The 14,268-nt window shown below is 63.1% G+C and carries 10 protein-coding genes and 4 tRNA genes; 3 read left to right on the forward strand and 11 right to left on the reverse strand.

Annotated elements, in window-relative coordinates:
• Nucleotides 1-10: 10 nt before the first annotated feature.
• Nucleotides 11-778, forward strand: coding sequence for a hydroxyacylglutathione hydrolase (gloB, locus tag M0D43_RS05755; protein WP_252164967.1), 768 nt, complete (start codon nt 11-13; stop codon nt 776-778).
• Nucleotides 775-1,953: a lytic transglycosylase domain-containing protein gene (locus M0D43_RS05760; protein ID WP_252163888.1), complete on the forward strand. Its 1,179-nt coding sequence runs from the start codon at nt 775-777 to the stop codon at nt 1,951-1,953. The genes gloB and M0D43_RS05760 overlap by 4 nt, the downstream gene beginning before the upstream one ends.
• Nucleotides 1,954-2,617: 664 nt before the next feature.
• On the opposite strand, the gene M0D43_RS05765 is transcribed toward M0D43_RS05760, so the two are convergent.
• The 10 genes from M0D43_RS05765 to M0D43_RS05810 form a co-directional block, all read right to left on the reverse strand.
• Complete coding sequence (locus tag M0D43_RS05765) at nt 2,618-4,588, reverse strand: peptidyl-prolyl cis-trans isomerase (RefSeq protein WP_260808022.1); 1,971 nt, start codon at nt 4,586-4,588, stop codon at nt 2,618-2,620.
• Between the two features lie 251 nt (nt 4,589-4,839).
• Nucleotides 4,840-4,916 (reverse strand) — tRNA-Asp (locus M0D43_RS05770).
• Nucleotides 4,917-5,010: 94 nt separating this feature from the next.
• Nucleotides 5,011-5,087: transfer RNA gene (locus M0D43_RS05775), tRNA-Asp, on the reverse strand.
• A gap of 28 nt (nt 5,088-5,115) precedes the next feature.
• Nucleotides 5,116-5,190 (reverse strand) — tRNA-Val (locus M0D43_RS05780).
• Between the two features lie 11 nt (nt 5,191-5,201).
• Entirely contained in the window at nt 5,202-5,474 is a 273-nt protein-coding gene (locus tag M0D43_RS05785) for a non-specific DNA-binding protein Hbs (RefSeq protein WP_002806049.1), read from the reverse strand.
• Nucleotides 5,475-5,687: 213 nt separating this feature from the next.
• A complete protein-coding gene (lon, locus tag M0D43_RS05790) occupies nt 5,688-8,159 on the reverse strand; it encodes an endopeptidase La (protein ID WP_101363593.1) in 2,472 nt (823 codons plus the stop codon).
• Between the two features lie 143 nt (nt 8,160-8,302).
• Nucleotides 8,303-9,589, reverse strand: a complete 1,287-nt coding sequence (gene clpX / locus M0D43_RS05795; RefSeq protein WP_046963201.1) for an ATP-dependent Clp protease ATP-binding subunit ClpX — start codon at nt 9,587-9,589, stop codon at nt 8,303-8,305.
• 124 nt (nt 9,590-9,713) lie between these two features.
• Nucleotides 9,714-10,340, reverse strand: coding sequence for an ATP-dependent Clp endopeptidase proteolytic subunit ClpP (gene clpP / locus M0D43_RS05800; RefSeq protein WP_002806026.1), 627 nt, complete (start codon nt 10,338-10,340; stop codon nt 9,714-9,716).
• 92 nt (nt 10,341-10,432) lie between these two features.
• Nucleotides 10,433-11,725 (reverse strand): trigger factor, encoded by a 1,293-nt coding sequence (gene tig / locus M0D43_RS05805; protein WP_252163889.1) that lies wholly within the window; start codon nt 11,723-11,725, stop codon nt 10,433-10,435.
• A 201-nt stretch (nt 11,726-11,926) separates the two neighbouring features.
• A tRNA-Leu gene (locus tag M0D43_RS05810) sits at nt 11,927-12,011 on the reverse strand.
• A gap of 272 nt (nt 12,012-12,283) precedes the next feature.
• On the opposite strand from M0D43_RS05810, the gene M0D43_RS05815 reads away from it, so the two are divergent.
• Nucleotides 12,284-13,579, forward strand: coding sequence for a PAS domain-containing sensor histidine kinase (locus tag M0D43_RS05815; RefSeq protein ID WP_252163890.1), 1,296 nt, complete (start codon nt 12,284-12,286; stop codon nt 13,577-13,579).
• Between the two features lie 129 nt (nt 13,580-13,708).
• Here M0D43_RS05815 and M0D43_RS05820 read toward each other — a convergent pair whose 3' ends face one another.
• Nucleotides 13,709-14,155 (reverse strand): hypothetical protein, encoded by a 447-nt coding sequence (locus M0D43_RS05820; protein ID WP_252163891.1) that lies wholly within the window; start codon nt 14,153-14,155, stop codon nt 13,709-13,711.
• Nucleotides 14,156-14,268 lie beyond the last annotated feature (113 nt).

The following is a 14,268-nucleotide window of genomic DNA, read 5'->3' on the forward strand; positions in this document are numbered from 1 at the left end:
TCCCAATTCTATGCGACTGATCGCCCTGCCCGCATTCGACGACAACTATATCTGGGCGCTAGTCGCTGCAGATGGCCGCGCCATCATCGTCGACCCCGGGCAGGCAGCGCCGGTTATAGCCGCCGCCAAGCGCGAAGGTTTGGTTCCCAGCGCCGTCCTGTTGACCCACCACCATGGCGACCACATCGACGGCGTGGCCGAACTCCAGCAGCGTTGGCCGGGCATGACGCTGGTCGGCCCGGCCGACGAGCGCATCCCGGCAACGGCGCACCCAGTGGGTCATGGCGAGCGCTTGAGTCTGCTTGATGTCGATTTTCAGGTGCTCGAAGTCCCTGGCCACACCCGGAGTCACATCGCCTTCGTCACCGACGGTCATCTGTTCAGCGGTGATACCCTGTTCAGCCTAGGCTGTGGGCGGATGTTCGAAGGTACCGCTCCTCAGATGTTCGACTCGTTGCAGCGCCTGGCCTGCCTGCCTGGCGAAACGCTTGTGTGTTGCGGCCACGAATACACATTGGCCAACGCAGCTTTCGCGCTGCACGTCGATCCCACCAACGCTGCCTTGCAGCGCCGTCAACAGGAAGCCCAGGCCATGCGTCATGCAGCCCGTCCTACCCTGCCGATTTCGCTCAAGAGTGAACTGGCCAACAATCCGTTCTTACGCACCAACCGCCCCGAGATTCGCGCCGCAGTGGCACCGCGCGCAACCGGCGCACTTTCCTCTGAAGTTGATGTTTTCGCCGAACTTCGGCGCTGGAAAGACGAATTTCGCGCATGAGGCGCCTGGTTTTGGCAGTGCTGGCCGCCTGTTCGGCCATTGCACCAGCAGCCGCTTCGCCCAACGACACAAGCGCTACGACCGCAAGCAAGGCCGCCGCGCAGACCAGCGCACCCGGCATACGCAACGGGCGTGAGATTTTTTCGTCGTTCCTCGAGGGCCGCGCCGACCCAGGCTGCGACAGCGCACATAGCGACAGCCGGTGGGAACAGCATTTTTCGCGTGCCCCGGCGCGCTTGGCCGACGATGGACAGGATGTCTTGCCGCTGTTCGGTTATGTGGTCGATGAGCTGCGCAAAGCCGACATGCCGACCGAATTTGCGCTGATTCCGTTCGTGGAAAGCGGCTACCGACCCGGCGCACGCAACGGCAGCGGCCCTGCTGGCCTGTGGCAATTCATCGCCACCACGGCGCGCAATCACCAAGTGCCGGTTGGCGCGCAGTACGATGGACGCCTGTCGGCGGTGGACTCCACCACGGCGGCGGTGCGCTACCTCAAGACCCTCTACGGCATGTTTGGCGGCGACTGGCGCCTGGCGCTGATGGCCTATAACGCCGGCGAGTACCGCGTGCTGCAGGCAATGCGCAGCGCCGGGATGAACGCGCAGAACGCGCGCCCGTCCGAATTGCCGGGCATGTCCAAGGTCACCTTCGAATACGTGGAAAAACTGCACGCGCTCGCCTGCGTGCTCGATCACGCGCAGCAGCAGGGCAACCTGCTGACTTCGCTGGATCGCCCCGTGCCCGTCCTTACCGAACATGCGCTGCCGGCGGGCACCAGCCTCAACGCCTGGGCCGGGCAGCGCGCAATCGAGCCGCAATTGCTCGCCCGCCTAAATCCCGCCCTTGCCGGCGCACGCGCCGCACCGCGCGGCGTGCATGTCCTGGCTCCGATCGCGCTGGCGCAACCCGGTTCTAGCAGCGCCGTGGTCGCATCCGCCGATATGGGACGTGACGTCATGAGTAACGATGCCGCACCGACCGTGGTTGCCACGGTAGCCAGCAAAGCTTCGACCTCGCCAACCCGCACCCACACCGTGCGCAATGGCGAATCGGCCTGGGCAATCGCACGCCGCTATGGCGTCACTGTGACGACCCTGCTCGCCAGCAATGGCCTGGACAAGAGCGCCATCCTGAAGCCGGGCATGGTGCTGTCGTTCGACGATTCGCCATGAGTTGTATGGACTGAGTCGCAGCGCGCATTCGCGCGCGCAGTGCGGTGCAAGCAGGCGACCGGCCGCGCGATCGCGACGATAGCGAACTCCATGTACCAAAATCGATGTATCAGACCGCTTCGTTTCCGGGTGATAGGCTCCAAGAGCTAGCGGCGTCGAGACGGACACGGTGAGCCCTTGTCTCACGCCTGGCGCGCGCCACTCCAAAGAGCCGACTTGGTCACTCAGGTGCGAGTGAAGCTTCGGCAAAAAATCAAAATCTGCAAATTTCTACGCGGCGCACGTCATGCTGTTCGCGACGCGCGCTGCTGAATCAGCCATGCATCGCCGCCTGGCTGATCTAGCCGTTGCAGATCACCCGCACGAGACCTTAGGTGTATTTGCACCACCACCACCCGCGCAGTTATCGCAGAGTCGATCGTCAGCAACCAGTAGCTGACAACGTATGCGACCCAGCTGACAACCCGGCGATTGGCGATTGGCGAGCCTAAATCGCAACTGCCATCAGCCAGCGGAAGCACGCAAACGCCGACGGCAAATCGATAGGCAGCGCGTGTCAGCTCGACATCCCCTGCGCATCCGCCGACTCGCCTTCTGCCACCAAAAACTCAAAGAAAAAGCCCGGTTACCCGGGCTTTTTTTGTCATCCATCGATCACTCAGCCTTAGAGCTGCGCTTCTTCGATCTGGATCTTGTAGCGCTTGCGCATTTCCTTGACGTAAGCCTGCGCAGCGTTGTTGCCGTCGATCTGGCTCAGCTGCTCACGCAGCATCGCCTGCTGTTCGGCCGGCATCTGTTTCAGATCGCCCGGAGTGGCCTTGCTGATGACGAAGACAGCGAAGCGCCCGCCATCCAGTTCTACCTTGCCAACCGACAGCTTACCTTCGGTCGGTCGCGGCGCGCTGAAAATCGCACGGTTCGCAGCCGGGGTCGGGATCGGCGCCGTCCGCGGCAGCCCCGGGATCGGCTGCACCTGCAGTTTCTCGCTGGCGGCCAGCGCCTGCAGCGTCTCACCCTTCTGCACACGTGCCAGCAAGGCATCGGCCGCAACCGCGGCGGCCTTCTCGGCACGGTCAGCGCGGATCGCCGCCGTCACCTTGTCGCGCACCTTGTCCAAGGGCAACGCCTGTTCGGCGGTGTGATTGGTCACACGCAACACCACGCTATGGTTCGGCGCGATGGTGATCGGATCGCTCACCGTGCCGTCCTGCACCAGCGTTTCAGAAAATGCCGCGCGGAGCACGGCTGGATTGGCGGCAACACCGCTGGCATTACTGCGCGAGAACGGCCCCAGCGTCTGTACCGGCAGGCCGACCTGCTTGGCCGCCGGCTCCAGCGCGGTGGGATTCTTGTAGACCTGGTCCACCAACTTGCCACTAATATCAGCAAATGCCTTGTCGGCATCGGCCTTCAGCTGCTCGGCAGCCAGCTGGTCGCGCACCTGCTCGAACGACTTGCCCTGGCCGCCCTTGACCTCACGCAGCTGGATCACGTGGTAGCCGAATTCGCTCTTGATCGGGCCCACCACCTCGCCAGCCTTCATCGAGAACAGTGCGTCCTCGAACGGCTTGACCATGGTCCCCTTCTCAACCCACCCCAGGTCGCCACCGGCATCCTTGGAGCCGGGATCCTGCGAATTCGCCTTGGCAAGCGCAGCGAAATCGGCGCCCGGCTGCTTGGCCTCGGCGGCGAGTTTGGCCGCCTTTGCTTCGGCAGCCTTCTGTGCTGCCGCATCACTGCCGGCACTGATCAAGATGTGCGATGCAAGGCGCTGGTCCGGCTCGACGAAGCGTGCCTTTTCTTCTTCATAGCGCTTGCGCAGCGTTGCTTCATCGGCGGCAGTCGCTGGCGGCATCGTGGCGGCGTTGAGCTCCACATATTCGATCGTGACGGTTTCCGGCTGACGGAAGTCCTGGGTGTGCCCGTCGTACCACTGTTTGATCTGCGCATCGCTCACCGGCGCGGTATCGACGGCCGGCGGCGGCAGCATTGCCAACTCCACATCGCGCGTTTCACCCATCAGCTTGAGCAGACGCTCGAACTCGGACTTGGTGGCAAAGCCGGATTCCGCCACGGCCTGCGGGATGACCGACTGCTGCAGGCTATCGCGCACCAGGGCGTCGAACTGTGCAGGCGTACGCGGCGGCGTGCCTTGCGCGAGGGCGGCGCGGTATTGGTCGGGACTGAACTTGCCATCGACCTGGAACGCCTGAATGTTGGCGATGTAATCGCGCACGGTCGCATCGCCGATGACGATTCCCGCATCTTCTGCGCCCAGTCGCACCACCTGTTCGTCGACCAGTTGGTCGAGTACCTGCAGCTTGTTTTCGCGGGATTCGAACGTGCGCGGATCGAATTTCTCGCCCTGGCGCTGGCGTTCCTGCATGCGCGCCTGCTCGAAACGCGCGCGGAAATCCTGCGTGCTGATTTCGTGGTGCTGCCATAGCAGCGAGACCGGCCACCATGATGGTGCCGATTTCCACCAATTCGGCGGCGCCTGCACCTTGGCCACGTTATTGGCGCCAATGCCGCCCAGGTAGCTGTTGTCGATGACGAACAGGAACGGAATCATCAGCAACCCCAGGATGGCGGTAGCGATCCAGCCTGACGTCTTGTCGCGAAGTTTCTGCAGCATTGGCAAATCACGGCCTGTGGGCGAGCCGCGCAGTGTAACGCGCTTGACGCCAAGCACCCAGCCCATTGCCCGTTAGCACAGTGTCGTGGCGCATCGATCGGCGCCAGGGGTTCACTTCGGTAACGAAAGGCGGACACGAAAGCGTCGAACGCATGACCCGACGCCGCATTGCCGATGCGCGACTCAATCCGCACCATTGACGCAAATCCAAAAAAAAGCCCCCGGCGCAAGGCCGAGGGCTTTCGTATAACTGGCGGAGCGGACGGGACTCGAACCCGCGACCTCCGGCGTGACAGGCCAGCATTCTAACCAGCTGAACTACCGCTCCGCTTTAAACTTGGACATCGTTCTCAACCTCATCCGCAGCGCGAATGTCGTAGAGAAAACGAAGCCCCCAATTGCTCAGGGGCTTCGCGTGTAACTGGCGGAGCGGACGGGACTCGAACCCGCGACCTCCGGCGTGACAGGCCAGCATTCTAACCAGCTGAACTACCGCTCCGCGCTTGAAACGTTTGCCTGGTGCTTAATGGTGGGTGCTGAGGGTTTCGAACCCCCGACCCTCTCCGTGTAAGGGAGACGCTCTACCGCTGAGCTAAGCACCCTAGCGAGTCGATTAGTTTACTGCATCCTTCAGGGCTTTACCAGCCTTGAATGCAGGATTCTTCGAAGCCGCGATCTTGATGCTGTCGCCGGTCTTCGGATTGCGGCCGGTGCGCTCAGCGCGCTCGCGGACCTGGAAGGTACCGAAGCCAACGAGGGTGACGGCGTCGCCCTTCTTCAGTGCCTTGGTGATTTCGCTCACAACCGCGTCAACAGCACGGCCAGCCTCAGCCTTGGAGATGTCAGCGGCAGCGGCAACGCCATCGATCAATTCGGTTTTATTCATTCTTGAAACTCCCTTTGCGGCAGATGCCGCGGAATCGACAATCGGCGCTCTTGCCGTTAGCGAAGAACCCGACACAAGTGGTATCGCGTGACGCATCGCATTTGCCGCGCCCACGAGTCGTGCATTTATACCAGCGCCCCCAACTGCACGCAAGCCAAAACCCAATAACGACGCGGGTTTTGGCTTGTTTTGCGGGAGCCTAGACAGCCCCCGTTAGTGCTTGACGCGGGTGCCGGGTGTGCTACGCGACTTGCCGCGCACGGCGACGCGCGAGGCTGTCTTGCGTGCTTTTTCCTTACTGGCCTTCTTCGGCGTCAGCGGACGCTCCAGTGCCAGATCGAGCACCTCGTCAATCCATTTCACCGGCACGATCTTCAGATCGCGGGTGACGTTGGCTGGGATGTCGGCAAGATCCTTGCGGTTCTCGTCGGGAATCAACACGGTACGGATACCGCCGCGCAGGGCCGCCAGCAACTTCTCCTTCAAGCCGCCAATCGCCGAGACGCGACCACGCAAGGTGATCTCGCCGGTCATCGCCACGTCCGCGCGGATCGGCACCCGGGTCAACACCGACACCAGCGAGGTCACCATCGCGATACCGGCGCTCGGGCCGTCTTTCGGTGTTGCGCCATCGGGCACGTGCACGTGCACGTCCTGCTTCTGCAGGAAATCCACATCGATGCCGAGCCGCTCGGCGCGCGAACGCACCACCGACAACGCCGCCGATGCCGATTCCTTCATGACGTTGCCGAGCTGACCGGTGAGGATCAGATTGCCCTTGCCCGGCACCAGCGTCGACTCGACCTGCAGCAGCTCGCCGCCAACCTCGGTCCAGGCCAGACCCGTGACCAGGCCGATTTCGTTTTCTTCTTCGGCACGGCCGAAATCGAAGCGACGCACGCCCAGGTACTTGTCGAGATTCTTCGCGTTGACGGTGACCAGCGCCTTTGGCTTGCCCTTCTTGGCGACCACCTTCTTGGCCGCGGGCTGCGGACCCGCCAGCGCGATTTCCTTGACCACCTTGCGGCAGATCTTGGCGACTTCGCGTTCGAGATTACGCACACCCGATTCGCGCGTGTAATACCGCACGATGTCCTGGATGGCGTCGCTGCCGATCTCGATCTCTTCCGGCTTCAAGCCGTTGGCCTTGATTTGCTTGGGCACTAGGTAGCGCATCGCGATGTTGAGCTTCTCATCCTCGGTGTAGCCGGGGATGCGGATGACTTCCATGCGGTCCAGCAGCGGGCCTGGAATATTGAGCGAGTTGGAGGTGGCAACGAACATCACCTCCGACAGGTCCAGATCGACCTCCAGATAGTGGTCGTTGAAGGAATTGTTCTGCTCCGGATCGAGCACCTCCAACAGCGCCGACGACGGGTCGCCACGGAAGTCCATCGACATCTTGTCGATCTCGTCTAGCAGGAACAGCGGGTTCTTGCTGCCGACCTTGTTGAGGTTCTGCACCAGACGCCCGGGCATCGAACCGACATAGGTCCGGCGGTGGCCGCGAATTTCGGCCTCGTCACGGATGCCGCCCAGACTCATGCGCACGAACTTGCGATTGGTCGCCTTGGCGATCGACTGCCCGAGCGAGGTCTTGCCCACGCCCGGCGGCCCGACCAGGCACAGGATCGGCCCCTTCATCTGCTTCACGCGCGACTGCACCGCCAGATACTCAAGGATGCGCTCCTTGACCTTGTCCAGACCGTAGTGATCGGCGTCCAGCGTGTCTTCGGCAACCTTCAGATCCTTGCGGACCTTGGTACGCTTTTTCCACGGAACGCCCAGCAGCCAATCCAGATAGTTGCGCACCACCGCCGCTTCGGCGGACATCGGCGACATCTGCTTGAGTTTGTTGAGCTCGGCCTTGGCCTTGGTCTCGACCGGCTTGGGCATGCCCGCTTCGGCGATCTTGCGTGCGAGTTCTTCCAGCTCACCGGGCGCATCGTCCAGGTCGCCCAGCTCCTTCTGGATCGCTTTCATCTGCTCGTTGAGGTAGTACTCGCGCTGGCTCTTTTCCATCTGCGACTTCACACGACCGCGGATGCGCTTTTCCAGCTGTTGCACGTCGATTTCGCCGTCGACCAGCCCGACCAGCAATTCCAGCCGCTCTCCGATGTCGGTAATTTCCAGCAGGCGCTGCTTGTCGGCCAGGCGCACCCCGATGTGCGCGGCGATGGTGTCGGCCAGGCGGCCAGGCTCGTCGATGCCGGCCAGGGTCTGCAGCAGTTCCGGCGGCAGCTTGCGGTTGGTCTTGACGTACTGTTCGAACAACGACATCAGCGAACGCGCGATGGCTTCCACCTCACGCGGCTCGCGGCCATCGCTGGCCTCAACTTCGGTGCCCTGCCCCTGCAAAGCGCCGTCCTGCTCGACAACCTTGTCGACGGTCACCCGCGACAGGCCTTCGACCAGCACCTTGATGGTGCCGTCGGGGAGCTTGAGCAGCTGCAGCACCTGCGCCAGGGTGCCGACGGTATACAGATCGCCGGCCGCCGGGTCATCGGTTTCGGCCGACTTCTGCGCCACCAGCAGGATGCGCTTGTCCGCCTCCATGGCTTTTTCCAGCGCACGCATCGACTTGTCGCGGCCGACGAACAGCGGAATCACCATGTGCGGAAACACCACCACGTCGCGCAGCGGCAACACTGGCAGATCGAGAACTTCTGGTTGGGACTGGGCCATGGGGCGCTCCGCAGGAATGGGGATTTGGGGCAATAAAAATGCCGATGGCCCCGTTATGGGGCCATCGGCGAGGTGTTGCAAGTAGCACTCGGAAAGCCTTTAGCCGCGAGCGAGGCCAGGGCCTGGCGAGGCGGCGACGAGGCTCAGTCGCCGGACGCAGCCTTGGCCGGTGCCGGTTGCGCCTGGTAGATCAGATACGGCTCGGATTTGTGCTCGATCACCGATTCGTCCACGACCACCTTGCTGACATTTTCCTGCGAGGGCAACTCGTACATCGTGTCCAGCAGCACCGATTCGACGATGGTGCGCAGGCCACGCGCGCCGGTCTTGCGCTTGAGCGCCTTCTTGGCGATCGCAGACAGGGCGTCGGGGCGGAACTCCAGCTCCACGCCTTCCATATCGAACAGCTTCTTGAACTGCTTGGTGATGGCGTTCTTGGGCTCGGTCAGGATCTTGATCAGCGCCGGCTCGTCCAACTCCTCGAGCGTGGCGACCACCGGCAGGCGGCCGACGAACTCGGGGATCAGGCCGAACTTGATCAGATCTTCCGGCTCGACCTCGGCCAGGATCTTGCCCACTTCCTGCTTGCGCTCGCTGCTCTTGACCTTGGCACCGAAGCCGATGCCGCCAGCATCGTTGGAACGCGCCTGGATCACCTTGTCCAGGCCGGCGAACGCGCCGCCGCAGATGAACAGGATGTTCTTGGTGTCCACCTGCAGGAATTCCTGCTGCGGATGCTTGCGCCCGCCCTGCGGCGGCACCGAGGCGACCGTGCCTTCGATCAGCTTCAGCAGCGCCTGCTGCACGCCTTCGCCGGACACGTCGCGGGTGATCGACGGGTTCTCGCTCTTGCGCGAGATCTTGTCGATTTCATCGATATAAACGATGCCCTGCTGCGCCTTCTCGACGTCGTAGTCGCACTTCTGCAGCAGCTTCTGGATGATGTTTTCCACGTCCTCGCCGACGTAGCCGGCTTCGGTCAGCGTGGTGGCATCGGCGATCGTGAACGGCACGTTGAGCAGGCGCGCCAGTGTTTCGGCCAGCAGCGTCTTGCCCGAACCGGTCGGACCGACCAGCAGAATGTTGGATTTCGCCAGCTCGACATCATCGTTCTTGCTGCGGCTCTCGATACGCTTGTAGTGGTTGTACACCGCCACCGCGAGCGTGCGCTTGGCGCGCAATTGCCCGATCACGTATTGATCCAGCACCTCAAGAATCTCGCGCGGCTTGGGCAGGCTGGAACGTGCCGACTGCGCCTTCTCTTCGAGTTCCTCGCGGATGATGTCGTTGCACAGCTCAACGCACTCATCGCAGATGAATACGCTGGGACCGGCAATCAGCTTACGGACTTCATGCTGACTCTTACCGCAGAACGAGCAGTAGAGAATCTTGTTGCTGTCGCCGGAACGACCTTGGCGGTCTTCGCTCATGCTTCTGTTACCCAGTTACCCCACCCGATGCACGGGGGTTCGATTTCGAGAATAGCACAGGGTCGGGAGGACATTCGCCCCGCCCGACCCTGCCGGTTTTTCCTGCAATTTCAACGATCTGAGATCAAGACGGCTGGATCGACTCTTCCGGACGACGCTCGAGCACCTGATCCACCAAGCCATAAGCCTGGGCATCGACCGCGCTCTTGAAGTTGTCGCGCTCAGTGTCGCGCGCAATGGTCTCCAGCGACTGACCGGTGTGCTTGGCCAGGATCTCGTTCAAGCGCGAACGCAGGGTCAGGATCTCGCGTGCATGGATGTCGATATCGGTCGCCTGACCCTGGAAGCCGCCCAGCGGTTGATGGATCATCACGCGCGAATTCGGCAGCGCATAGCGCTTGCCGGCGGCACCGGAGGCCAGCAGCAGCGCGCCCATCGAGGCGGCCTGGCCGACGCAGATCGTGCTGACGTCCGGCTTGATGTACTGCATGGTGTCGTAGATCGCCATGCCGGCAGTGACCACGCCACCGGGCGAGTTGATGTAGATGCTGATGTCCTTTTCCGGGTTATCGGCTTCCAGGAACAACAACTGAGCCACGATCACGTTGGCCATATGGTCGTCGATCGGACCGACCAGGAAGATCAGACGCTCCTTCAGCAGACGCGAGTAGATGTCGTACGCACGTTCGCCACGGCTGGTCTGCTCGACCACCATGGGCACCAGGTTCAGGGCTTTGGTCACAATGCTCATCAGTCTTCCTGTTGTGGCAGCGGCCTGTGCCGCTGCCCGTGTTCGACATCCGCGCCCCTGACCGCAGGCGCGGTTCTTCTCTTACTGCCGGATCAGACGCGGATGGCGTCCTGGAACGACAGCGACTGCTCGGTGTGCTGAGCGCGCTCGGCGATCCAATCGATCACCTGCTCCTCCATCACACGGCTCTGCAATCCATTCATCAGTTGGGGGTCGTTGCGGTACATCTCAATGACCTGTTCCGGCTCTTCGTAGGTCGAGGCGATCAGACGCAGCGTTTCGCTGACGCGTTTGGATTCCAGGCGCAATTCGTTACGACGCGCCACTTCACCCACCAACAGCCCGACCAGCACGCGCTTGGCGGCCGCGTCCATGAACCCCTGGTGCGCGTCGGCCGGTACCTGACCCGGATCGCGGCCGCTGCGGCGGACCTGCTCAACCTGCTGGGCCAGCATGGAACGGGCTTCGCTCTCGACCAGACGCGGCGGCATTTCGACGTGCGCATAGGCGGCAATCAGCTGCTCGCCCACTTCGCGGCGCAGACGATTCATCAGCGCACCCTTGAGCTCGCGCTCCAGGTTGGTGCGGATGTCGGCGCGGAATTGCTCGACATCGCCACTCTTCACGCCAAAGCTCTTGATGAACTCCTTGTCCACGGCCGGCAACACCGGCTCGGACACCTCGACCGCCTTGACGTGCACCTGCACGGTCTTGCCGGCCAACTGCGGCACGCGCCACTCGGCCGGGAAATCGACGGTTAGGGTCTTGTCTTCGCCCTTGGTCAGGCCTTCCAGGCCCTTTTCGATCTGGTCGAACATGACGCCCGAGCCCAGCACGCTGCTGCCGGTTTCCACGCCTTCGGCGGGCAGACGCTCGTCGCCGGCCTGCGACCAGGTCTCCAACGCCACCAGGTCACCGACCTGCGCGCCGCGCTCGACCGGGTTCCAGGTACGGCGCTGCAGGCGCAGGTTTTCGATCATCTGGTCGATATCGGCATCGGTTACTTCAGCAGTCGCACGCACCACCGACAGCTTGGTCACGTCGATGTCGCCGAAGTCCGGCACCACTTCGAAGGTGGCGACGAAGTCGAAGTCGCTTTCGCCCTGGTCGATGCGCGGGTTGCCGGCCAACCGCAGCGAATGCTCGCGCACGGCCGAATCGAAGGTCTCACGCAGCAGGCCTTCCATCGCCTCGGCACGCACCTGCTGACCGAAGCGCTGCTCGATGACCTTGGTCGGCACCTTGCCGGGACGAAAGCCCTTGATGCGCGTGGTCCGCGCCAGCTCGCGCAGGCGACCGCCGACGTGGGTCTCCAGACGCTCCTGCGGCAGGGTGAAGGTCAGGCGGCGTTCCAGATTGCCGGTGGATTCGATCGATGCTTGCATGTTGACTCCTGCCACCGACTGCACAAGCGTCGGCACGAGATGGAAGATGCGGGTTGACGGATGGCGAGAAAGCCGCCGAGCCTTGTAGTTTCGCCGATAACGGCGGCGGCTACCAGCGGCATGCGCGTCGCGTCGCCGCGCAATGGAAAGATCCCAGGCCTGCGGCTGGAAGCGGCCGGAACACGCACGGCCGCACTGCATTGGTGCGAAAGGGGGGACTCGAACCCCCACGCCTTGCGGCGTCAGAACCTAAATCTGGTGCGTCTACCAATTCCGCCACTTTCGCGATGCTGCTCTTGCCCGGCCATTGTTGCAGGGATGCCGGGAAAGAAAAAGCATCGCGGGAACAACGATGCCGCTGAATGTCGCCCACGGTTCGCATCCTGCGCGCCCGGACGGACAGCGCGCGCGGCCGACTCTGAATCCGACGCGCCGACGATAAACACATTCATCATGCAACTCGGCGCGCACTGGCGTACCTTGCTTCCGCCCGCCAGCGCTGGGTAAAGCTGGCATTCGATAAAATTCCGTTAACCCCAGTGAGAGGCAGTCATCGCGATGAGAGATCGCTATCGGCAGATCGTGGCCCTGTCCCGCGACTGCATCAAGGAGATCGACCTCGACGGGCGGATTACGGCCATCAACATCAATGGCCTGACCGAACTGCGTGCCAGCCACCAGGATCAGCTGATCGCGCGGCCCTGGCGCGACCTGTGGCCGCCGGAGGCGGCCGAGCTGGTGGATGCGGCAATCGCCGGCTCCCGCGCCGGTTCGATCCAGGAATTCGAGGCCGCCAGCGTGAACTTCGCTGGCGTGCGCCAGATCTGGCAGGTCGTTACCAGCCCGCTGTTCGATGCGCTTGGCAAGGTCGAAGCGATCCTGGCGGTGAGCAGGAACATCTCCGACCGCCGGGCACTGGAGACCGCCTTTCGCACACTGGATTCGACCCTGACCGCAGAGCGCGCATTTTCCAGCGGCGTGCTGCGACTGGCGCGCGCGCGAGAACATTCGCTGTCGACCGAACTGCACAGCCTGCGCGACCTGCAAGAGCGCATCGAAGGCGATCTGGACATTGCGCGCGCCGCACAGAGCGCTGCCGAAAAGATTTCCGAGCAGGCGCAAAAGGGCGAAGCGGTGGGACAACTGCTGGCCGGCGTGGTGCACGATTTGAACAACGTGCTGCAGGCGGCAACCTCGGCCATCGAGCTGGTGGTACAGCGCGCCAGGATCGATGCGCACGACACCAAGCTGTTGAGCGTGGCCGATGCGGCGCTTCAACATGGCTCGGTCATGGCACAGCGCCTGGTCGGGTTTTCGCGGCAGTATCCGTACAGCCCGGAATCGGTGGACCTGGCTGCCTTGACCGAACAGCTCGGCCCCTTGCTCGAACAGGTGATCGGCGCGGATCTGCAATTGCGGCTGCGCACCGCCGAAGGTGGATGCTGCGCAATGGTCGATCGCCACACGGTGGAACGCGCCATCTTGAACCTGGTGATCAACTCCCGCGATGCCTGCCAGGGTGGCGGCGTCATTCGCGTGGAGACCGGCGACGCCGTGGTCGCTGAAGAACAGGCCAACCTGGCCAGGCCGGCCGGGCGCTACGTCACCATCGCCGTGGCCGACAACGGGCATGGCATGGATGCGCACGTGCAGGCGCACCTGTTCGAAGCGTATTTCACCACCAAGGATGCCGACAAAGGCGCGGGCCTGGGGCTGGCGCAGGTGTACAGCGCAGTCCGTCAGGCAGGTGGCTTTGTCGAGGTGACATCGGCGCCCGGCCAGGGCGCGTGCTTTACGCTGGCGTTCCCACGCATGCAGCAGAGCGCGGCGCCCGGGCCCGCCGCATCGCCGTAAGCGACCACGGCTGCAATTGCCCGCAGCCGATCAGGCGCGGCGCATCGCCTCAGGGGCGTATCGAAGCGCCGTCCAATGCAGCAAAGAACCTTTTCCTGCGCATGCTGATGGACACTGCCTGGCGCCCCGTTACTTGGCGCGGGGCAACACTGCCAGGCGCGACCACATCAGCCAGACAAGCACGGCACAGGCGCCACCTGCCGCCAGCCCACACTGCAGCAGCGTCAGCATCACTGCGCGATCGGACATCATCGACCAGCCGCCGATGATCGCCAGCAGTAGCACGATCACCCCGGTCGAGAGCAGACCGCTCAACGCACCGATGCCAACGTGGACTAGCAGGTTGGGCCGGCGCCCGCGATATCGCCAGGCGCAGACGCGCGCGCATAGCGCTCCCGCCGCAGTGCAGGCAATCACCGGCAACACCAGGCCGTAGGACCAGACAACGATCGACAACGCGGTCTGCAGGTCGAAACGGGGCAACAGCACCAGGCCCAGCAGCCCACCGAACGGAGGACCGACGATCGCGAAGACGCCAACCTGGCCCAGGATCGAATGCCGCAATGCTCCGGACACCTCAGACCTCATTGGCATCCGCTCATCCGGGCGACGGTCGGCAGCGATTGCGCAACTGACACAGGCAGCAAGACATCGCGCCGGGCCGAGATCGGCACTGCGTTGCCGCGGCC

This window comes from Xanthomonas prunicola, from assembly GCF_025266575.1.
In the GTDB taxonomy this organism is placed as follows: domain Bacteria; phylum Pseudomonadota; class Gammaproteobacteria; order Xanthomonadales; family Xanthomonadaceae; genus Xanthomonas; species Xanthomonas prunicola.